The following is a 21,092-nucleotide window of genomic DNA, read 5'->3' as shown; positions in this document are numbered from 1 at the left end:
GTCGGCTGTACTGGCACTCGGCGGCCATGCAGATTACTCATGGTGCGTCGAGCAATCCCCCGATGGCTTGTGGGAAGTGTATTGGTACGAGCGCGGAGCCAAAAACGGCTTGGTCAAATTGAATACCGAAGCGGATGCCTGTTTCCAACTCTTGGGCCGCCTGACCTACAGCCAATTGTTGGCTGGCGTCGTCGGGCGAAACAAGTAGGTCAAATAGCAAGTCGACACGCTGGATTGTTTTATTGCGCGACCCGCAATCGCGTGCGACAGACACAAGGCTGGCGATCGGCATGCGTGAATACCCTTGAAAGACTTGCTATTTCAAGAGTATTCACGCGACAGTCCGAGCGGCGGTGGGATGTCGGTGTCTGCAGGCGAGTGCTCGGTCGTCTCCTGCGATTGCTGTTGTTCTTCGGCCTGGCGGCCGGCTTCGCGTTCTTGGCGTTCTTTGCGTTGGCGGTCGAAGGCTTCTTGCGCGCCTTTTTGAGCGTCGATGTCGGCTTGGTTGAGGGCGCGCTCGTAGGCGATCTGCTGGGCCTGGTTTTGGGCGCGGGTGCGGCGGCGGATGGGCATCATCAGGCCCCGGCCGGGGGCCGGCGGAGCGTCAGTGTCGAGGTCGGCGGAATCCGGTGGTGGATTCGGCAGCGGTGTGTCGGTGACCTTACGGGGGAACAGGATTCGACTTCCGGGCACGCTGATATAGGTGTGACCGGTCGGCGCGGTCCACACAACGGTGCCATCGGGCTCTTGACGGTCCCGCCACCCATCACGGCCGCCGTAAAACGTTTTCAGCAGATGGTGTTTGCGGCACTTCGGGCTCAGATTGCCCGGATGCGTCGGCCCGGCCGGCCACGCAATCGTGTGGTCAATATCAGAGGCGGTGGCCGGGTGATCACACCCCGGGAACATGCACGTCATCGCCCGCATCCGCACGAACTCATCCATCACCGCCGACGGCCGGTACCGCGCCACCGCGCCCAAATCGGCGGCCGAAGCGACGGCGCGGACCGTCGCGCCGCGCGCCACCAAATCCGCCAACACCGCCGGCGGGACCGCCCCGCCACCGACGACATAACCCACCGGGGTACGCACCGGCGCCGGGGGCTGAGCCGAAGACGGGACGGGAACGGGGCTGGGCGCCGCGTCAGCCGCCGGAGCAGGCTCGACGTCGCCGGCCGCGTCGGCCGCAGCAGGAGCCGGTGTCTCGGCAGGCCGCGAATCGGCTGCTGGTGCGGGGCTGGGCATCGGTGCCATGTCGTCCGCCAGCTCGGCTGCCGGCTCAGATGGGGGCGTGAACACCGGCTCGATCACTGGCTCAGGCTCAGGCACCAGCGGCCCAGCCGGATCCCCGCTCAGCAGTGGATCAGCGACCGGAACCGGCAGGCCATCGGTCAGCACATGAATCACCACCGCCGCCGCCCGCACATCCGGCCCCGCCGCCGGGCAATCCGGGGCACCGCACTGACAGACCAGCCGGTCGCCGCGGGCCGCCAACACCCCCAACGCATCCGCGCGGCGCTGCCCGAAAGTACGCGGATCGCTCTCGCACACCTGACGAGCCATCTCGGTCAACACCCGATCCAACAACTCCGCATCAGTAGCCAGCAACGCACCCCAAATCGACGCCACACCCGTCTCGTCATCAGGCTTGCCCACACCCACCCCACGACGACGGGCCGCCGAGCGCACTTTCAACACCGCGGCCGGGTCGAACTTGTGCACCCAGCCGTCGATCTTGCGCTCAATCTTCTTGCGCGACAACCCCGCCCACTCCGACAGTGCCCCCGCCAGCGCGACATCGATCACGGCCAGGGTGTTGGTGTCCTCCACCAGACGAGTACGCCAGCAGATCGTGCCCACCGTCCGCGCCGACACCCCACCATCGGCGAACACCGCCGCCACCCGCGGAAGCCGGAACCGCAGCGCAACCGCGATCGACAACTGCCCCGACGCTTCACGCTTCCCGATCCCCAGCGCCGCTCCGACCTCAGCGACTGCGGCGTCCCAGCCATCACAAGCCCACCACTGCCGCTCACCCTGGTCATCAACACGCAACATCACCAAGTCGGCGATCGCACTGAAGCGGATGTACGCCGCCCGCGCCTCCACCCGGGCACCATGCCTAATGGCGTCGACCACGGAGGCATCGTGGATCAGCTTCCCACCGACCCCAATACCCTCATGTTCGAACATATGTGCGATTCTACGCCAATCTACTGCTTCAAACTTTCTGGCAGGCACAGATTGTGGATGAATCGCGCTCTGTGGATAAATCAGAATCCCAGCCAGCTCGACAAGGACTTCCAGGCACTGTTCACCAGCCACGACGACCCGCTGCTGCGGCACGTGCGAACCCGGATCAAATCCCGACAAACCAACGGCGTCATCGAACGATTCTTCGGCACCCTCAACGACACCGTTGACGCGGCTACATCGGCGACGGCGACGCCCCCGACATGGAAGCCCACCACTTCCGCATCATCTACAACACCATCCGACCCCATCGAGCACTCGGCGACCGCACCCCCAAACCTGCCAACTTCTTGACGCGCGACACCAAGCATCGGCATATGTCACGAAAACAGCCGACACATCGATAACCCCTTCAGGACACCATCGAACGTTTTCCAGCGCTCCTACGTGTCATTGGGTATAGGACCCGGAAGGACCCTGAGATGCGTACTGCACTAATAACTCTCATAACTCTCACCGCCACCGCCGCCGTGCTGGCCCCCGCCGCGCCGGCAGCCGCCGAATCGGCGATCGTCACGATCGGCCAGCTGGAGGCCGAGGGATTCCACGTGAACGTCGACCGGGTCGGTTCCGCGCCGCTCGATCGGTGCGTGGTGACCAGCGTCCGTAACCCACAAGAGGAGACCAGGTTCATTCGAGTGGACAACGGCCACGGCCGGGATGTGATCGTCCCCATCGTGGTACGACGGACCATCACGGTATCGCTGGATTGCAGTAAGTAGCGTCCGCGCTCAGTTCCCGATCACCGGCAACGTGATCGACGACGGATGTGCGGGATCATGCAGAATGGTCTGCGTCGCAACGACTGTCGCCGCATCCCGCCCGAATGGCGCACCGGTGTTGGGATTCGGCGCGAACTGTGGATAGTCGCTGCTGGAAATCTCGACCCGCACCCTGTCCCCCGGCCTGAGTTGGTAACTGGTGGGCCAGATTTGGATGCGGTACTGGCACGGCTGACCGGGGACGATCGGCGTCGGCGCCGACAGCGAGTCCCGGAATGACGCCCGGAGGATCCCGTTGTTCAGGTTGACGGCCGTCCCATCGGGCTTGACCACCACCAGCTTGGCCGTGAAATCGGTATCCACAGCTGAGGATTGGGCCCACAGCGTGACGGTGGCCGCCCCGGTGATCTCGGTGTCATGGGTTACCGGGTCGCCGGTGTACACCAAGACGTCGGATCGCTGCTCCACCGGAGTCTGGTCATATGGTCCTTGCGGACCGGACTTGGCACCACAACAGGAGTGCCCACCCAGGCTCGGAGCCGGATTCAGCGGATCGTAGGTGTAGGTGTCGGCCGGCTGTGGTCCCGGCAGCACCGGCAACAGCTTACCGTCGCGATCCGCGATGCCCCCGGCACCGGAGAGATAGTAGTTGATCCACTGCGTCTGCGGCAGTGGCCAATTCGCTCCCGTCTTCCACGTATTGGCGCCCATGGTGAAGTAGTCGACCCGCGGCTTGCCCGCCACACCGTTGTCGACGCCCTTCAGGAAATGGTCGAACCAGGCCAACATCAGCTCATTGATCGGACTGTTGCCCACCGCCCCGATGTCTTTGAGCATCGGAGCGGGCTCGGAGTCAGGGCGGCCCCATGCGACGTGGTCCCACGGCCCGATCACCAGACGCTGATTCGTCCGCGCAAAGTCGCTGCCACCGTGGGCCACCATGCCGGCAAAGTTCTCCACGCCGCCGGCCAGGAAGGCGTCGTACCAGCCCTCGAAGTGCAGCACCGGAATTCGCACCGATGGATACCGGTCGCGAATGCTGATCTGCTGCCAGAAGGCGTCGCGCGCGTTGTGCCGAACCCAGTCGAAGTACCACGGTGCCACCGCCGGATTATGCGGCTGCATCGGCGGAAGGTCCTGCTGCGGGCGGAAATTCAGCCATCGCGTCGGGTCGGCGCCGGCGTCCCGCAACAGCCGCTCCGCCTCAGCATCCCGGCGGTTCTGGGCAGCACCGAGCGCGATCGACTCGATGGCCCACGGCTGCACGAACGCCAGCCGGAATTCACCACCCTCATAGGTCCAGCCATCGTAATAGTCCGACGCGGTATTGGCCGGCGCGATCGTCACCAGGTGCGGCGGTGCCGTCACCGCTGCAAGCCATTGCGTCGCACCGACATACGACGAGCCGTACATGGCGACCTTGCCGTTCGCCCCGGGCAGGCCGGCGGCCCACTCGACGGTGTCGTAGCCGTCGGCCATGTCGTTGGTGAACTCGCTGAACACGCCGCCGGAACTCCCCTGGCCCCGAACATCTTGCACCACAACGAGATAGCAGTGGGAGGCGAACCAGTCCGGCGGCTCGTAGCGCTCGGGCGACGTCTGCGCCCCGGACTTGCCGTACTGCGTGCGCATGAGCAGCACCGGCACCGGGTCAGAGGTCCGCGGGCGGTAGACGTCGGCGCGCAGCACGACGCCGTCGCGCATGGTGGCACCGACGTCACGTTCGGTATCGACGGCGCACGAGCCCCGACCCGTCGCAGCAGGAAATGGAGAAGCAGGCGGACGGTCCGCGCCACAGGCACCCAGCACAGCCAGCACCACCACGAACGCCGTCACGCGGATCAGAGCGCGCACACCACCACGCTAGACGGTTACGACGGCGCGCTTCCGCCTGACCTCGTCGTCAGCACCAGGACGTTCTCGTCACGGTCGAGGAACGCCTGCGTGGTCATGCCCGGACCGGAGAAGTGGTTGTTGAGTTCGGTTCCCGACAGGTACGGACCGCCGGGCAGCTCCGACTGCAGAATCTTCTGCACCATCGGTTGCCGATCGGTGGCAGACGGGTGGTATTCCGCCACCAGTCGAGCGGTCTCCGCAGGCGACAGCTTGACCACGGCGTCGACCCAGTTCACTTTGCCGGCGAGGCTGGGATCGCCGCTGTTGTTCCAGGTGACCCACACCGCTTCGTCGGGTTTGCGCAACTGCGGGAATTGCCAGACCAATTGCTGCACGTCATGTCGGACCATCTCCGGCGGTATCGGCGGACCCTTCACAGCAGGCGACGCGGAGCCGAAGACGTCCAGGCTGCCGAGGTTGATGCTGTCGCAACCGGTCAACGCCGCCCCTGCCACGGCCAGCAACGCGATGCGTCTTGCCCATCGGTTCTCCTGCATGGCCGACGTCCCTTCACGAGGGTGCCCTGGTGTCGGGAAATTCTAACGCCGAAATCCGCTCGCCAGCAGATCTTCAGCAAACACAGGAATCGTGCCGCGCAAATCGTAATTGTCGTCTGTTGCAATATAACGACCGGCGACACGGCCCTCGACAGCTAATTCGCCGAGATGTGCCGAGCCCCGCAGATACGAAAACCCCCAATTCCCGTGAGAATTGGGGGCTTTCGCGTGTGCTCGCGCGAAAAGCGCAAACAGACTCAGTAGCGGTAGTGCTCCGGCTTGTACGGGCCGTCGACGTCGACGCCGATGTACTCGGCCTGGTCCTTCGTGAGCTTGGTCAGCGTGCCGCCGAGAGCCTCGACGTGGATGCGCGCGACCTTCTCGTCGAGGTGCTTGGCCAGGCGGTAGACCTCGTTGTCGTACTCGTCGTTCTTGGTCCACAGCTCGATCTGGGCGATGACCTGGTTGGAGAACGAGTTCGACATCACGAACGACGGGTGTCCGGTGGCGTTGCCGAGGTTGAGCAGACGGCCCTCGGACAGCACGATGATCGACTTGCCGGTGTCACCGAAGGTCCACAGGTCGACCTGCGGCTTGATGTTCAGCTTGGTGGCACCCGACTTCTCGAGGGCCGCCATGTCGATCTCGTTGTCGAAGTGGCCGATGTTGCCCAGGATGGCCTGGTTCTTCATGGCCTTCATGTGGTCGAGCAGGATGATGTCGTAGTTGCCGGTCGCGGTGATGACGATGTCGGCGTCGGCGATGCCCTGCTCGACGGTGACGACGTCGAAGCCGTCCATCAGCGCCTGCAGCGCGTTGATCGGGTCGATCTCGGTGACCGAGACACGGGCGCCCTGGCCGGCCATGGACTCGGCACAGCCCTTGCCGACGTCGCCGTAGCCGCAGATCAGCACCTTCTTGCCACCGATCAGCACGTCGGTGCCGCGGTTGATGCCGTCGATCAGCGAGTGGCGGGTGCCGTACTTGTTGTCGAACTTGCTCTTGGTGACCGAGTCGTTGACGTTGATGGCCGGGAACGCCAGCTCACCCGCGGCGGCGAACTGGTAGAGCCGCAGCACACCGGTGGTGGTCTCCTCGGTGACACCCTTGACCGACTCGGCGATCTTGGTCCACTTGGTCTTGTCGTTCTCGAAGCCCTTGCGCACCAGCTCCAGGAAGACCTTCCACTCGGCCGAGTCGTCTTCCTCGGCCGGGGGCACGACGCCCGCCTTCTCCCACTGCGCGCCGCGCAGCACCAGCATGGTGGCGTCGCCACCGTCGTCCAGGATCATGTTGCAGGGCTCGCCCTCCCAGGTGAGCATCTGCTCGGCGCACCACCAGTACTCCTCCAGTGTCTCGCCCTTCCAGGCGAAGACCGGGGTGCCCTTGGGCTCCTCAGGGGTACCGTGCGGGCCGACGACGATGGCCGCGGCCGCGTGGTCCTGGGTGGAGAAGATGTTGCACGACGCCCATCGAACTTCAGCACCGAGAGCGGTCAGCGTCTCGATCAGCACCGCGGTCTGCACGGTCATGTGCAGCGAGCCCGAGATGCGCGCGCCCTTGAGCGGCTGCACGTCGTGGTACTCGCGACGCAGCGCCATCAAGCCGGGCATCTCGTGCTCGGCGAGGCGAATCTCCTTGCGGCCGAACTCGGCCTCGGACAAATCGGCGACCTTGTAGTCGATGCCGTTACGGACGTCTGCCTTCAATTCCGTCATGGATTAGAGCCCCATTCATTCGTTCCACTGGAGTGACCCCATGGCCTGCGGGCTCGCGGGACAGGCGCCGGGAATCCTGCTCGAATGGCGCGCTGACGGCTACGGGGTATCCCCACTACCGTAACGGTCGGCGAACGGCGTCATGAGCCGGGCCAGGTCAGCGGCCACATCGTGGTCCGCTTCCGGCGGCATTGACACGTAACTGATGGCCAGGCGGACGATCGCCCGAGCCAGCACGCCGGCGTCCTCGTCAGAGGTCTGCACCCAGCTGTTGCGGAACGCTTCGGTCAGACGCGCCGAACAGTGCGAAATGATCGGCGCGCTGTCGGTCGTGATGAGCTGCAGCAAGTCCGGTTTGGCGACGCCCGTCAGCAACGAGATGACGAGCGGATCGGACGCCGACTCCGTGAAGAACATCCGGAAGCCCTGCAGGAAGGCCGCGTGGATGTCGCCGACATTGGCGTAGATGGCGTGCTCGACGGCGTCGACCAGGCGGTCGGCGAGGCGCATCGCATACCCCTCGGCGAGGCCCTGGCGCGAGCCGAATTCGTTGTAGATGGTCTGCCGGCTGATGCCGGCCGCGCGGGCGACATCGGACAGCGTGATCGATGACCAGTCCTTGGCCAGCAACAACTCTCGCATGCCGTCCAGGATCGAATGCCGCAGCAGGACCCGAGAGGCCTCGGCGTACGGCACCCGAGGTGCCGCGGGGCGCGACGCCTCGGGTCCGTCCGGCACTGCGGCCGCGGCGGTCACGACGCCACGACCTCCACCATGTCGAAGTCGGACTTGGCGGCGCCGCAATCCGGGCAGCTCCAGTCCTCGGGGATGTCGGCCCAGCGGGTGCCCGGGGCGATGCCGTCCTCCGGCCAGCCCTTCTCCTCGTCGTACTCGAAGCCGCACTGCAGGCAGACGAACTTCTTGAACGGCTCGCTCATGAACTCACTCCTCTTGCATTTCCCGTCGCTTCGCTCGCCCCGACGGACTCGAAATCGATCTTCTCGCGGACCGCGCAGTCCGGGCAGCACCAGTCGTCGGGAACATCGTCCCATGCCGTGCCCGCCGGGAATCCTTCGCGCGGAGCGCCTTTGGCCTCCTCGTAGACATAACCACAGCCCGGGCAGGCGTAGGCACTCATGCGGCCACACCCGCCCCGTACTTCGCCATCACCTTGTCCCGCACCCGCGGGTGGACGTTGACCTTGGTGATGTCGCCGTCGTAGTGCTCGATGACGCGGTGGTCCATCATCCGGCGCCACAGCGGCGGGATGTAGGTCAGGCCGATCAGCGTCGCGTAGCCACTGGGCAGGTTCGGTGCGCCGTCGATGCTGCGCAGCGTCTGGTAGCGACGCGTCGGGTTGGCGTGATGGTCGCTGTGCCGCTGCAGGTGGTACAGGAACAGGTTGGTGACGATGTGGTCGGAGTTCCAGCTGTGCACCGGGGCGCAGCGCTCGTAGCGGCCGCTCTCGGTCTTCTGCCGCAGCAGGCCGTAGTGCTCCAGGTAGTTGACCGACTCCAGCAGGCTGAATCCGTAGATGCCCTGGATCAGGACGAACGGGATGAGCGCCGGGCCGAACACCGCGATCAGGATGCCGAAGAACACCACCGACATGAGCCACGCGTTGAGGACGTCGTTCTTCAGGTAGGTGCGCGGGTCCCACGGGCTGCGGCCGAGGCGACGGATGCGCTGGGCCTCCAGCTCGACCGACGACTTCAGGGCGCCCCACACGGTGCGCGGCAGGAACTCCCAGAAGTTCTCACCGAAGCGCGCCGAGGCGGGGTCCTCCGGGGTCGCGACGCGGACGTGGTGCCCGCGGTTGTGCTCGATGTAGAAGTGGCCGTAGAACGTCTGCGCGAGGGTGATCTTGGCCAGCCAGCGCTCCAGGTTCTCCTTCTTGTGCCCCATCTCGTGGGCGGTGTTGATGCCCACGCCGCCGAGGACACCGACCGACAGCGCGACGCCGAGCTTGGCCCACCAGGCCAGCCCGCCGTCGAAGCCGAGCCAGCTCAGGTCCTTGGCGGTGAACAGGTACGCGCCGAGGATGACGCTGGCGTACTGGAACGGGATGTAGACGTAGGTGCAGTAGCGGTAGTACTTGTCGTTCGCCAGCTGCTCCATCATCTCGTCGGGCGGGTTCTCGCCGTCGGGCCCGAACTTCAGGTCGAGGATCGGCAGCAGCACGTACAGCAGGCCGGGACCGATCCACAGCGGCACCTGCGCGAGCGCATGCCATCCGGCCTGGTTCAGTGCCCAGATCAGCGGGAGCATCACGAACAGCGCAGTGGGCGCAATCAGGCCCATGAGCCACAGATGACGCTTTCGATCGCGCCACTGCGGGGCGTTGACGTCGGATACCTCAACTGACACGCGTCCACCTCCATTGGTTGGGCCAGCAAGTTGTGATCTTGACTATAGACGCCAATTTGTCGCCGGTCTAGACAATGGAGGTGATTTTGTAAAACGGCTAGTGGCAGCCGTCACCAGCTAACCGCGGTAGAGGTCCGGCTCGATGTAGATGATGCGGGCGTTCGGCACCGCGGCCCGGATCGTGACCTCGGCGGCGTCGATCGTGGCGGCGACGGTCGCCAGATCGGTGTTGGGAGCCAGCGCGATCTTCACCCCGACGAGCATCTCCTCCGGCCCGAGGTACTGGGTCCGGAGATGGATGACGCGGTCGACGTGTGGCGTCTGCTCCAGCGCGTTGCGGATCGCGCCGGTCTCGTCGACTGTCGCACCCTCACCGATCAGCAGGCTCTTCATCTCGACCATCAACACCACCGCGATGACGCCGAGCAGCACACCGATCGCCGCGGTGCCGATGCCGTCCCACACCGGGTCGCCCGTCAGCATCGACAGGCCCACACCGCCCAGGGCCAGCACCAGACCGATCAGCGCGCCACTGTCCTCCAGCAGCACCACCGGCAGCTCCGGGTTACGCGAGGTCCGGATGAACCGCCACCAGCTGCCGGAACCCTTGAGCGGACGCGATTCCTTCACCGCGGTGTAGAAGCTGTACCCCTCCAGCCCGATCGCCACGACCAGAATGGCGACAGCGACGACGGGCGACGTCAGCGGCTCGGGGTGGGTGATCTTGTGATAGCCCTCGTACAGCGCGAACATCGCGCCGAGGCTGAACAGGACCAGCGCCACCACGAACGAGTAGAAGTAGCGGCTGCGGCCGTAGCCGAACGGGTGCAGATGGTCGGCATCCTTGCGCGCCTGCCGCTGCCCCCACAGCAGCAGCCCCTGGTTGGACGTGTCCGCCAGCGAGTGCACCGACTCCGCGAGCATCGACGAACTGCCCGTGATCAGGAAGCCGACGAACTTCGCCGCCGCGATCCCGGCATTGGCCAACAGCGCCGCGATGATCGCGCGCGTACTCCCCGAGGCCGACATGACCTGCCCTTTCGTAGGTTTTTCTAGATCCCCACCGTCGCACGGAACACCGTCGACGGCGCGTCAGCCACCAAGCGCACGGGGCCCTCCCCGGCGGCGATCCAGGCGGCGGCGCCCTTGTTCAGAGTCAGCTCGCCATCGGCGGAATGCACCTGCACGCGGCCATTCGTGCCCAGCAGAATCTGCGGGCCGGCATGCACCCGGGGCAGTTCGACCGCATGGCCCACCCGGTCGTCGCCGATCCGCACGACCGACACCGCGAATTCCGGTGCGGGCGTGTCGAAAACCTCCTCGACACCGTCCTCGGCCGGCCGCGGATGGATCGGCCGCCCATCCGTCGGGGTGAAGTCGAGCACCCGCAGGAGTTCGGGCACATCAACGTGCTTGGGCGTCAGACCACCGCGTAACACGTTGTCGGAGTTGGCCATGACCTCGAAACCCATACCGTGCAGATAGGCGTGCAGATTGCCGGCCGGCAGGTAGATGCCCTCCCCCTCGACCAGGCTGATGCGGTTGAGCAGCATGGCCGCCAGCACCCCGGCATCTCCCGGGTACCGCTCACCGAGTTCGAGCACGGTCTTGGCCTCAGCCGCGAATTCCGTTGCCCCCGAACGGATGTAGTTCACCGCACCGTCGAGGACGGCCGGCACCAGCACGTCGAGATCGGGCTGCGGCAAGGTGATCCAGGTGGTGAAGACGGCCCGCAGCCCCGCCGCGTCGGACTGGCCGGCCAGCAGGTTGATGTACGGATCGAGGTCGGACACCGCCAGCACCCGCATCAACTCGACGGTGCGGGCCACGGGCCGGAACCCGGCGAGCGCCTCGAACGGGCCGAGGGCCACGATCAACTCGGGTTTGTGGCTGCGGTCCCGGTAGTTGCGGTTGCGCGCATTGAGGGCAATGCCCTGGCGCTCTTCACGATTGAAGCCCTCGGCAGCCTGCTCGGCACTGGGATGCGCCTGCAGTGACAGCGGTTCGTCGGCGGCCAGCACCTTCGCCAGGAACGGCAACGACTCGCCGAAACGGGCCAGGACCTCGGGCCCCAGCTCGCCGGCGGGATCGGCCCGGATCACGTCCAGCAGCGACACCTCACCGTCGGCCGTCTCCAGCCGCGCCGGGTCCCCCGGGTTCGCGCCCAACCACAGCTCAGCCTCGGGATGCGCTGAGGGACTTGGCCTTCCGGTGAAATCGGCCAAGGCGGTACGCGACCCCCAGGCGTAGTTCCTGACCGCGCCTCGTAGCAGATGCACTATGTCTAACCTCGAACCAGTTTCAGGTATACGGCCGTCATCTCCAGCCGGACCGCGAGCATCGCGATCTGTTGTTCCAAGCGACTACCCGGCACATGCAGGACGGAGTCGGGAACGTCGTCGGCGCTGACCACGTCGACATCACCGCCGAGGGGGTCCATCCGGGCGACCACACCCGGGCGCTCCACGTCAGCACACAGCACCACAGTGCGCACCCGGGCCGGCACGGGCCCATCGATCTCGGGATCGTGGAAAAGCGCGTCCTCGTAAGACATTTCGACGGTCTGCCGGCCGAGCCCACCGTGCAGCGCCACCAGGGCGTCGGCCCCGCTGGTCGCGGTGACCAGTTGATGGGCCACCCGCAGCAGCACCGTCGCGGCGTGGCGGACCAGCGCCAGCATTGCCGCGCCCTCACCGGCCAGCACCACCTGCCGTCCGGACATCCGCTCCGCCAGGTTCTTGGCCGGGTTGGTGAAAATCTCGCGGGCCGCGCTGTTACGCAGGGCCTCGGCGTCCAATTCGTCGGCCAGGGCATCCAGGTCGATGCGTAGCGCCGGGTCGACAACCATCATCGTCGCGAGCCCCGCGGCCAGATAGCGCGTGAGGCCGAAGTCGTCGGGCACCGGCAGCCGCGGCGGCAGCACCACGGCACGGCCGGCGGCGGCATCGCGAAGTGGACCGTCGTTGGGCGCCACCACGATCACCCGCGCACCGCGGCGTACGCCGGTCGCCACCGCCGTCACCAGTGCGGGGTCCGCTGGGTCGTCGCCCGCGGCCACCACGACATCGAGCGCCCCGATCCACGGCGGCACGTCCGTGGTCACGACGAGCGGCACCGACGATGTCGCCCCCAGCGCCGCGGCCAGCACGGTCCCGGCCGCACCGGACGCTCCCGATGCCCCGCGGCCGCACACCCACGTTACGGTCCGCGGACGTTGGTCCGAGCGCAGCTTGTCGAATTCGCCTTCAGTGAGCGCCGCGGCGACCGCGCGGGTCTGTGCACCGGCCATCGACGCCGCCCGTAGCAGGCCGTCGCGGTCGGCCGCGATCAGACCGTCGACATCGTCGAGGTCCAGGGTCGCCGGGGCGGCACTCATGGCGTAGTGGCCCTGATCTGGGCCGCGATGTGGTCGACGATCTGGTCGACTTCCACCCGGGTGCGGGCTTCGACGTTGAGCCGCAGCAGCGGTTCGGTGTTGGAGCTGCGCAGGTTGAACCAGCGCCCATCGCCGAGGTCGACGGTCACGCCGTCGAGTTCGTCGGTCGAGGCGATCTCACTGCCGTACGACGTGAGGACCGCCTGCACGCACGCCGGTGCGTCGGCGACGGTGAAGTTGATCTCGCCGGACGCCTCGTACCGCTGGTACTTGGCCATCAATTCCGACAGCGGACGGTCCTGCTCCCCGAGCGCGGCCAGCACGTGCAGCGCGGCGAGCATGCCGGAGTCGGCGCCCCAGAAGTCGCGGAAGTAGTAGTGCGCCGAATGCTCGCCACCGAATATCGCATTGGTCTCGGCCATCAGCGCCTTGATGTACGAGTGGCCGACGCGCGAGCGCACCGCCGTGCCACCGCGCTCGGCGATCAGCTCGGGCACCGCCCGCGAGGTGATCAGGTTGTGGATGACGGTCGCGCCGGACTCCCGGGCCAGCTCGCGATCGGCGACCAGCGCCGTCACGGCCGACGGCGAGACGGGGTCGCCCTTCTCGTCGACGACGAAGCAGCGGTCGGCGTCGCCGTCGAACGCCAGGCCGATGTCGGCACCGTTGTCCAACACATGCTTCTGCAGGTCAACCAGGTTGGCCGGGTCCAGCGGATTGGCCTCGTGGTTGGGGAACGTGCCGTCCAGTTCGAAGTACAACGGCAGCAAGGTGATCGACCCGACGGTGCCCAGTACCGCGGGCGTGGTGTGCCCGCCCATGCCGTTTCCGGCGTCGACCGACACCCGCAGCGGGCGCAGCGCCGACACGTCGACCAGCGAACGCAGGAACGTGCCGTATTCGGCGAGCACGTCGCGCTCCTCGACCTTGCCTACCGCGCCGTCGTGACCGGGCACGCCGTCGGTGACCTCACTGGCGACGGTGGCCAGCCCGGTCTCTTTTCCTACGGGCTTCGCGCCCGCCCGGCACAACTTGATGCCGTTGTAGGCGGCCGGGTTGTGGCTGGCCGTGAACATGGCACCCGGGCAGTCGAGCAGACCCGCGGCGAAGTAGAGCTGGTCGGTCGACGCCAGCCCGATCCGGACCACATCCAGACCCTGCGCGGTGACCCCCTCGGCGAACGCCGTGGCCAATGACGGTGAGCTGGGCCGCATGTCGTAACCGACCGCCACCCGGGTGGCGCCCTCGGCGCGCATCAACCGGGCGAACGCACCACCGACATCCGCGACGAACGACTCGTCGATCTCCTCGCCGACGAGCCCACGCACGTCATAAGCCTTGATGACGCGCTGTACAGAGGCAGCAGGCCGAGACATAGCCCTCCCGATCTCGTCGTTCGCAGACCACTGCATCACCGAGGGCCTGTGATGGTCAGCCTATCGGCTGGCCCATCTGCCCGCGGACGGTCGGTGGGGTTCGGTAGGACTTGAGTCGCTAACTCTCAGGCGGATCCGGCAACACCCGGAGATGGCCGCGGCGCCGCCCGTTGTGCTGAGTGCGCGGTGCGGGCGGGGCCATGACGTTGCCGCCGGGCGCGCCGGCATGGCTGCCGGGCAGCGGATCGGTGAAACCCGTTGGGATGCCCCCGCGAGAAGGCGCGTCGCGTCCCTCGCGCACTGCGTCGGCGAGCGCGACGAGGTCGTCGTCCTCAGAGGGCGTGGGCAGCGGGCCGGCGTGGCGGACCAACTCCCATCCGCGGGGCGCGGTGATGCGACTGGCGTGCGACACACACAGGTCCCACGAATGCGGCTCCGACGCGGTGGCCAACGGACCTACGACTGCCGTGGAATCCGAGTAGACAAACGTCAGCGTCGCCACGGCGTAGTGCGGGCAACCTGGCCGGCAGCAGCGACGGGGAACATTCACTCGGCGAGATTATCGCGCCGCCGACGCGCCCACTGCCGGACACGCGCGTCGCGGGCGCGTCGATCTCCAACCGTTACTATCGGCCGATGGCCCACTCGCGTGTGCGCCGCCGACGCGGCATGCGCGGCCCGCTCCTCCCCCCGACAGTTCCCGGATGGCGCAGTCGCGCCGAGCGATTCGACATGGCGGTCCTCGAGGCCTACGAACCCATCGAACGCCGCTGGAGCAGTCGGGTGTCCGGACTCGACGTCGCGGTCGACGAGATTCCGCGGATCTCCCCCAAGGATCCCGATGCCATCCAGTGGCCGCCCGAGGTGATCGCCGACGGGCCGGTGGCGCTGGCGCGACTCATCCCGGCCGGGGTGGATGTTCGGGGTAATTCGACACGGGCACGAATCGTGTTGTTCCGCAAGCCCATTGAACGGCGGGCGAAGGACTCCGTTGACCTCGCCGACCTATTGCACGAAATTCTCGTGGCGCAGGTAGCCACGTATCTCGGCGTTGAACCGTCGGTGATCGACCCGACCATCCTTGACGACTAGTCGGTCGACCTACCCGCGGTATGTCAGATGACGCCGCGCTTGATCCGCCGGCGCTCGCGCTCCGACAGACCGCCCCAGATGCCGAAACGCTCGTCATGCGCCAAGGCGTACTCGAGGCACGCGTCACGCACCTCGCAGCCCTGGCAGATGCGCTTGGCCTCGCGGGTCGAGCCACCCTTCTCCGGGAAGAACGCCTCCGGGTCGGTTTGCGCGCACAGGGCACGCTCCTGCCACTGGTCTTCCGTGAACTCGAGTTCGGTGTCGATGTGATCAGGCACCAGACTCAGCTGCGGCCGTCCGGCGACGACGTGCTGAACAGGTCCGGTGTTCGTGTGCGGTGCGGTCCCAACAGAGCCGAGCATCCGCCCGTCGAACTGCATCACGTGATCGAAATCTGCGTGTTCATAAGACATTTGCCGCCTCCTCCCCTGCTTTACGTAGTTTTCAAAACGGAGTCCAACTACTCGCCCTGCGTGCCGTGAGTGGCGAACAAAATTCGAACAAACGGTCGAATCTCAGTCTGCTGCACCGGAACCGGTAAACAAACCGGGAATGACACTGTTGTGATTACACACGGGTTAGCTGCCACGGTCAAGCGGATGAAGCGCATTTCCTACCATCTTGTGACCTGATTACGGCGCGTCGTTACCGCGGCGTGTCGCGATAGTGACCAATAACACGCTGCCGCACAACGTGGTTGGTAATGGCGATAACTGATGCGGCTGTTACTCAAGTGAATAATGAGGTTTAAAGTTTGCTGCGCGCCGAATTGCCATCCGGGCGCGTCATTCCACCCGCGCGTCATCGCCTAGGGTGAGTCGACGTGAAGGTGACGGTTCTGGTCGGTGGCGTCGGCGGCGCTCGTTTTCTGCTCGGCGTCCAGAAACTGCTGGGGTTGGGTCAATTCGCCGAACCCGGCATAAACGGCTCGGCCCCTTCCCCCCACGAGCTCACCGCGGTAGTCAACGTCGGTGACGACGCCTGGATGTTCGGCGTCCGCATCTGCCCCGACCTCGACACCTGCATGTACACGCTCGGCGGCGGCATCGACCCCGAACGGGGCTGGGGACACCGCAACGAAACCTGGCACGCCAAGGAAGAGCTCGCCGCGTACGGCGTGCAGCCCGACTGGTTCGGCCTCGGCGACCGCGACCTGGCCACGCATCTGGTGCGCAGCCAGATGCTGCGGGCCGGCTATCCGCTGTCCCAGGTGACCGAGGCATTGTGCGACCGCTGGCAGCCCGGCGCCCGGCTGCTGCCCGCCAGCGACGACCGCAGCGAAACCCACGTGGTGGTAACCGATCCCGAATCGGGCAACCAGCGCGCCATCCACTTCCAGGAATGGTGGGTGCGCTACCGCGCCCAGATCCCCACCCACAGCTTCGCGTTCATCGGCACCGAGAAGGCAAAGGCCGCACCGGGAGTCGCCGACGCCATCGCCGACGCAGACGTCGTGCTGCTGGCCCCCTCGAATCCGGTCGTCAGCATCGGCGCGATCCTGGCGGTGCCCGGCCTGCGCAGCGCGCTGCGGTCCACCCCCGCACAGGTGATCGGCTACTCCCCGATCGTCGCCGGAAAGCCGTTGCGCGGGATGGCCGATGACTGCCTCAAGGTGATCGGGGTCGACAGCACCTCCGAGGCCGTGGGCGCGCACTACGGCGCCCGCAGCGGGACCGGCATCCTCGACGGCTGGCTCATCGACGAGGGCGACCACGCCGAGATCGACGGCGTCAATATCAAAGCCGTGCCGCTGCTGATGACCGATCCGGCGGCCACGGCCGAGATGGTCCGCGCCGGATTACAACTGGCAGGGGTCTCCCTGTGACCGGCCCGGCAGCCGAAGAACACGGGGCCGCGGCCGCCATCGAGATCCTCCCGGTGCCCGGGCTTCCCGAGTTCCGTCCCGGCGACGACGTCGCCGCCGCCATCGCCGCCGCGGCCCCCTGGCTGCGCGACGACGACGTGCTGGTGGTCACCAGCAAGGTGCTCTCCAAATCCGAGGGCCGGATCGTCACCGCGCCGACCGACCCCGACGAGCGGGACGCCCTGCGGCGCAGGCTGATCGACGACGAGGCCGTGCGGGTGCTGGCGCGAAAGGGCCGCACCTTGATCACCGAGAACGCCATCGGGCTGGTCCAGGCGGCCGCCGGCGTCGACGGATCCAACGTCAGCACAACCGAATTGGCCCTGTTGCCCGTCGACCCCGACGGCAGCGCGACCCGGCTGCGCGCCGGCCTGGCCGAGCGGCTCGGCGTCACCGTCGCCGTCGTCATCACCGACACCATGGGCCGGGCCTGGCGCAACGGCCAGATCGATGCCGCCATCGGCGCGGCCGGACTTGCCGTGCTGCACGGATATTCCGGTGTCCAGGACACCCACGGCAACGAGCTGCTGGTGACGGAGGTCGCCATCGCCGACGAGATCGCGGCGGCCGCAGACCTCGTCAAGGGCAAGCTGACCGGCATCCCGGTCGCCGTGGTGCGGGGCCTGTCACCGCGTGACGACGGCTCGAACGGCCGGACCCTGGTGCGCGCCGGTCAGGACGATCTGTTCTGGCTGGGCACCGAGGAGGCACTGGCGTTGGGCCGGAGGCAGGCGCAGTTGATGCGCCGGTCGGTGCGCACGTTCAGCCCCGAGCCGGTCGCGCCCGAACTCATCGAGGACGCCGTCGCCGAGGCGCTCACCGCGCCCGCGCCGCACCACACCCGCCCGGTCCGGTTCGTCTGGGTACAGGACCACGACACGCGAATCCGCTTGCTGGACCGCATGAAAGACAAGTGGCGCAAAGACCTCGCCTCGGATGGGCGCGCGGACGAAGCTGTCGACCGGCGCGTGGGCCGCGGCCAGATCCTCTACGACGCACCGGAACTCGTCATCCCGTTCCTGGTCCCCGATGGCGCACACAGCTATCCGGACGCGGCTCGTACCGAGGCCGAGCACACCATGTTCACCGTCGCGGTGGGCGCGGCCGTACAGGGGCTCCTGGTGGCCCTGGCGGCGCGGGACGTCGGCAGCTGCTGGATCGGGTCGACGATCTTCGCCGGCGACATCGTGCGTGCCGAGCTCGAGCTGCCGGCCGACTGGGAACCGTTGGGCGCCATCGCCATCGGCCACTTCCCCGAGAGCGACGGGCCGCGCGAACCGCGGCCGCCGGTGCCGACGGACGAACTGCTGATCCGTCGATGAGCGACTCGCTGCACGATTCGGTGTTGATCGCGCTGCGCGACTGGCCGGCGCCCGACCCCGATCAGGACACCCTGCGGCACGCCGTCGCGGCCTTCGTCGCGGCCCGCCCCGACGCCTGCCGGCGCGCCTGCGTACCCGGGCACATCACCGCGTCGGCGCTGGTGCTCGACCACACCCGGACCAGGGCTCTGCTCACGCTGCACCCGCGGTTGGGCCGGTGGGTACAGCTCGGCGGTCACTGCGAGGACGTCGACGCCGACATCCGCGCCGCCGCGCTGCGCGAGGCCACCGAGGAATCCGGCATCACCGGGCTGGAGATCGCCGAGTTGCCCGCCGCGCTGCACGTCCACGCGCTGACCTGCTCGCTGGGGGTCCCGACGCGGCATCTCGACGTGCAATACCTGGCCGTCGCGCCGGAGCACGCCGAGATTCACTGCAGCGATGAATCACTGGATCTGCGGTGGTGGCCCCTGGACGGGCTGCCGGGCCCGGACCCGGGTCTGGAGCGGCTCGCGCGGGCCGCTCAGACGTCCGTGGAGTAGCGAATACCGCCGTCCGGGATGGTGACACCGGGCCACACCCGCGCGCCGCGCAGCAGCTCGCACCGGGCACCGATGTTGGCGCCGTCGCCGATCACGCCGTCGCGAATCAGCGCCCGCGGGCCGATCCGGGCGCCGAACCCGACGATGGACCGCTCGATCACCGACCCGGCCTCGATCTTGACGCCGTCGAAGATCACCGCACCGTCCAGCCGGGCACCGGCGCCGATCTCCGCGCCGCGGCCCACCACGGTCCCGCCGATCAGCAGCGCACCGGGCGCGACTGCGGCACCCTCGTGCACCAGGCTCTCGCCGCGGTGCCCGTCGAGTACCGGCGACGGTGCGATACCGCGCACCAGATCCGCTGAGCCGCGGACGAAGTCGTCGGGGGTGCCCATGTCACGCCAGTAGCTGGCGTCGACGTAACCGCACACCTTGAACCCGTCGGACAGCAGCTTCGGGAACACCTCGCGCTCGACCGACACCTCCCGGCCGGTGGGGATCTCGTCGATCACCGCGCGCTGGAACAGGTAGCAGCCGGCATTGATCTGGTCGGTCGGCGGATCCTGCGTCTTCTCCAGGAAGGCTGTCACCACCCCATCGGAATCGGTTGGCACACAACCGAACGCGCGCGGGTCGCTCACGCGCACCAGGTGCAGCGTGACATCGGCCTGCCGCTCGCGGTGGCTGGCGACCATCGCGCCGAGATCCAGCCCGGAGAGCACGTCACCGTTGAACACCATGGCGGTCGGGTGGCGCAGCTTGGGCGCCACGTTGGCGATACCGCCACCGGTGCCCCGGGCCTCCTCCTCGACCACGTACTCGATCTCCAGCCCCAGCTTGGAACCGTCGCCGAACTCCGCCTCGAAGACCTCCGCCTTGTACGAGGTGCCCAGCACCACATGGCGGATACCCGCGGCGGCGATCCGGGCGAGCAGGTGGGACAGGAACGGCACCCCCGCCGTCGGCAGCATCGGCTTGGGCGCCGACAGCGTCAGCGGGCGCAGCCGCGTGCCCTGCCCACCCACCAGGATGACCGCGTCGACGTCAACCGGATTCACCGCGTCACTCAACTCGCGTCCTTTCAAGCCTCGAGGTCATCGCCGGTAGCCTAGTTCGCCTGACGGCGCTTCCGCCTGCTATTGCCCACCACCGCGCGTTCGCGGGCGCGCAGGGCCGACTTGATGGTCCAGCGCAGCGGGGCCTGCCACCAGTGCGGATGCCGGTCGGCAAGGAATGTATAGGTACTGCGGTGGTGCGCCGCGAGATTGCGGGCCGGGTCCCGACCGGTGGAATGTCCCTTGTCGTGCAGGATTTCGGCCGCGGGGACGTACACGTTCTCCCAGCCGCCGCGCGCCAGCCGGTCCCCCAGGTCGACGTCCTCCATGTACATGAAGTAGTTCTCGTCGAATCCGCCGATCTGCCGGAACGCCTTGGTGCGCAACAACAGACATGAGCCCGACAACCAGCCGACGGCGCGTTCGCTGGGCTCCAACCGGTCCTGGCGGTAGGCCGCCGTCCACGGGTTGGACTTCCAGAACGGACCCACCACCGCGTGCATGCCGCCGCGGATCAGGCTCGGCTGATGCCGCGCCGACGGATAGACCGAGCCGTCGGGGTCGCGGATCAGCGGACCCACCGCACCGGCCCCTGGCCACCGCGCCGCTCCGGCGAACAGCTCGTCGATGCTGTTCGGCCCCCACTGCACATCCGGGTTGACCACGACGAAGAACTCCTGGTCGACGACGCTGTCGGGCGTGTCGAGGTACGCCGCCACGGCGCGGTTCACCGCGGTGCCGTAGCCGAGGTTGCCGCCCGTGCGGAACAACTCGACGTCGGCGTACCGCTCCAGGGCCGCCTCGGGCGCGCCGTCGGTCGATCCGTTGTCGGCCATCACCACCAGCAGGCGGCGTTCGGTCGCGTGGGCCAGCGTCTTCAGGAAACGGTCCAGATGCGCGCCGGGTGAATAGGTCACCGTCACCACGAGCAGCGGTCGGTCCGGCGGTCCCGATGGCTGCTCGATCACGGCCTAGAGGTTAGCGGGCCGACGGCCGTACCCGCACCAGGGTG

Annotated in this window: 23 protein-coding genes; 6 read left to right on the top strand and 17 right to left on the bottom strand. The window is 67.2% G+C overall.

Annotated elements, in window-relative coordinates:
• Positions 1–37 precede the first annotated feature (37 nt).
• Together QRN63_RS15540 and QRN63_RS15535 are read right to left on the bottom strand one after the other, a co-directional pair.
• A complete protein-coding gene (locus tag QRN63_RS15540; protein ID WP_285031568.1) occupies positions 38–292 on the bottom strand; it encodes a hypothetical protein in 255 nt (84 codons plus the stop codon).
• A gap of 29 nt (positions 293–321) precedes the next feature.
• Positions 322–2,193, bottom strand: coding sequence for an HNH endonuclease signature motif containing protein (locus tag QRN63_RS15535; protein WP_285031567.1), 1,872 nt, complete (start codon positions 2,191–2,193; stop codon positions 322–324).
• 57 nt (positions 2,194–2,250) lie between these two features.
• On the opposite strand from QRN63_RS15535, the gene QRN63_RS15530 reads away from it, so the two are divergent.
• Entirely contained in the window at positions 2,251–2,547 is a 297-nt protein-coding gene (locus QRN63_RS15530) for a hypothetical protein (RefSeq protein ID WP_285031566.1), read from the top strand.
• Between the two features lie 128 nt (positions 2,548–2,675).
• On the top strand, positions 2,676–2,975 hold the full coding sequence (locus QRN63_RS15525; RefSeq protein WP_267318122.1) for a hypothetical protein: 300 nt from the start codon (positions 2,676–2,678) through the stop codon (positions 2,973–2,975).
• A 9-nt stretch (positions 2,976–2,984) separates the two neighbouring features.
• Here the strand turns inward: QRN63_RS15525 and QRN63_RS15520 are convergent, their stop codons facing one another.
• The 12 genes from QRN63_RS15520 to QRN63_RS15465 all read right to left on the bottom strand — a co-directional run bounded on the left by QRN63_RS15520 (position 2,985) and on the right by QRN63_RS15465 (position 14,755).
• Positions 2,985–4,679: a CocE/NonD family hydrolase gene (locus QRN63_RS15520; protein ID WP_502888150.1), complete on the bottom strand. Its 1,695-nt coding sequence runs from the start codon at positions 4,677–4,679 to the stop codon at positions 2,985–2,987.
• Between the two features lie 167 nt (positions 4,680–4,846).
• Positions 4,847–5,368, bottom strand: coding sequence for a hypothetical protein (locus QRN63_RS15515; RefSeq protein WP_267318124.1), 522 nt, complete (start codon positions 5,366–5,368; stop codon positions 4,847–4,849).
• A 257-nt stretch (positions 5,369–5,625) separates the two neighbouring features.
• Positions 5,626–7,086, bottom strand: coding sequence for an adenosylhomocysteinase (ahcY, locus tag QRN63_RS15510; protein ID WP_267318125.1), 1,461 nt, complete (start codon positions 7,084–7,086; stop codon positions 5,626–5,628).
• A gap of 99 nt (positions 7,087–7,185) precedes the next feature.
• Complete coding sequence (gene alkX, locus QRN63_RS15505) at positions 7,186–7,842, bottom strand: TetR family transcriptional regulator AlkX (protein WP_267318126.1); 657 nt, start codon at positions 7,840–7,842, stop codon at positions 7,186–7,188.
• Positions 7,839–8,024 (bottom strand): rubredoxin, encoded by a 186-nt coding sequence (locus QRN63_RS15500; protein WP_020102918.1) that lies wholly within the window; start codon positions 8,022–8,024, stop codon positions 7,839–7,841. Before QRN63_RS15500 ends, alkX begins: the two co-directional genes overlap by 4 nt.
• Entirely contained in the window at positions 8,021–8,224 is a 204-nt protein-coding gene (locus tag QRN63_RS15495; RefSeq protein WP_285031564.1) for a rubredoxin, read from the bottom strand. The genes QRN63_RS15500 and QRN63_RS15495 overlap by 4 nt, the downstream gene beginning before the upstream one ends.
• On the bottom strand, positions 8,221–9,453 hold the full coding sequence (locus QRN63_RS15490) for an alkane 1-monooxygenase (protein ID WP_285031563.1): 1,233 nt from the start codon (positions 9,451–9,453) through the stop codon (positions 8,221–8,223). Before QRN63_RS15490 ends, QRN63_RS15495 begins: the two co-directional genes overlap by 4 nt.
• 117 nt (positions 9,454–9,570) lie before the next feature.
• On the bottom strand, positions 9,571–10,482 hold the full coding sequence (locus QRN63_RS15485) for a cation diffusion facilitator family transporter (RefSeq protein ID WP_267318129.1): 912 nt from the start codon (positions 10,480–10,482) through the stop codon (positions 9,571–9,573).
• A 23-nt stretch (positions 10,483–10,505) separates the two neighbouring features.
• Entirely contained in the window at positions 10,506–11,732 is a 1,227-nt protein-coding gene (manA, locus tag QRN63_RS15480; RefSeq protein WP_285031562.1) for a mannose-6-phosphate isomerase, class I, read from the bottom strand.
• Positions 11,733–11,737: 5 nt separating this feature from the next.
• Positions 11,738–12,829: a TobH protein gene (locus QRN63_RS15475; protein WP_267318131.1), complete on the bottom strand. Its 1,092-nt coding sequence runs from the start codon at positions 12,827–12,829 to the stop codon at positions 11,738–11,740.
• Positions 12,826–14,205, bottom strand: a complete 1,380-nt coding sequence (locus tag QRN63_RS15470; protein ID WP_285031561.1) for a phosphomannomutase/phosphoglucomutase — start codon at positions 14,203–14,205, stop codon at positions 12,826–12,828. Before QRN63_RS15470 ends, QRN63_RS15475 begins: the two co-directional genes overlap by 4 nt.
• 118 nt (positions 14,206–14,323) lie before the next feature.
• Entirely contained in the window at positions 14,324–14,755 is a 432-nt protein-coding gene (locus QRN63_RS15465; RefSeq protein WP_267318133.1) for a DUF3499 domain-containing protein, read from the bottom strand.
• A gap of 119 nt (positions 14,756–14,874) precedes the next feature.
• On the opposite strand from QRN63_RS15465, the gene QRN63_RS15460 reads away from it, so the two are divergent.
• The gene (locus tag QRN63_RS15460) at positions 14,875–15,297 is read left to right on the top strand and encodes a metallopeptidase family protein (protein ID WP_267318517.1); all 423 of its coding nucleotides are present in this window, start codon (positions 14,875–14,877) and stop codon (positions 15,295–15,297) included.
• A gap of 23 nt (positions 15,298–15,320) precedes the next feature.
• Here the strand turns inward: QRN63_RS15460 and QRN63_RS15455 are convergent, their stop codons facing one another.
• Positions 15,321–15,584, bottom strand: a complete 264-nt coding sequence (locus QRN63_RS15455) for a WhiB family transcriptional regulator (protein WP_267318518.1) — start codon at positions 15,582–15,584, stop codon at positions 15,321–15,323.
• A gap of 536 nt (positions 15,585–16,120) precedes the next feature.
• On the opposite strand from QRN63_RS15455, the gene cofD reads away from it, so the two are divergent.
• Genes cofD through QRN63_RS15440 form a run of 3 tightly spaced genes read left to right on the top strand, consistent with a single transcriptional unit; the run spans position 16,121 to position 19,025 of the window.
• On the top strand, positions 16,121–17,122 hold the full coding sequence (gene cofD / locus QRN63_RS15450; protein WP_267318134.1) for a 2-phospho-L-lactate transferase: 1,002 nt from the start codon (positions 16,121–16,123) through the stop codon (positions 17,120–17,122).
• Entirely contained in the window at positions 17,119–18,483 is a 1,365-nt protein-coding gene (locus tag QRN63_RS15445; protein WP_285031560.1) for a coenzyme F420-0:L-glutamate ligase, read from the top strand. The genes cofD and QRN63_RS15445 overlap by 4 nt, the downstream gene beginning before the upstream one ends.
• Positions 18,480–19,025 (top strand): NUDIX hydrolase, encoded by a 546-nt coding sequence (locus tag QRN63_RS15440; protein ID WP_285031559.1) that lies wholly within the window; start codon positions 18,480–18,482, stop codon positions 19,023–19,025. The genes QRN63_RS15445 and QRN63_RS15440 overlap by 4 nt, the downstream gene beginning before the upstream one ends.
• On the opposite strand, the gene manB is transcribed toward QRN63_RS15440, so the two are convergent.
• Both manB and QRN63_RS15430 read right to left on the bottom strand, forming a co-directional pair.
• Complete coding sequence (manB, locus tag QRN63_RS15435) at positions 19,007–20,083, bottom strand: mannose-1-phosphate guanylyltransferase ManB (protein ID WP_061000748.1); 1,077 nt, start codon at positions 20,081–20,083, stop codon at positions 19,007–19,009. The genes QRN63_RS15440 and manB overlap by 19 nt on opposite strands.
• 50 nt (positions 20,084–20,133) lie before the next feature.
• Positions 20,134–21,048, bottom strand: coding sequence for a glycosyltransferase family 2 protein (locus tag QRN63_RS15430; RefSeq protein ID WP_285031558.1), 915 nt, complete (start codon positions 21,046–21,048; stop codon positions 20,134–20,136).
• Positions 21,049–21,092 lie beyond the last annotated feature (44 nt).

The sequence above is a fragment of the Mycolicibacterium sp. lyk4-40-TYG-92 genome (assembly GCF_030209435.1).
Classification (GTDB): Bacteria; Actinomycetota; Actinomycetes; order Mycobacteriales; family Mycobacteriaceae; genus Mycobacterium.
This window is presented reverse-complemented; position numbering and strand designations above follow the sequence as displayed.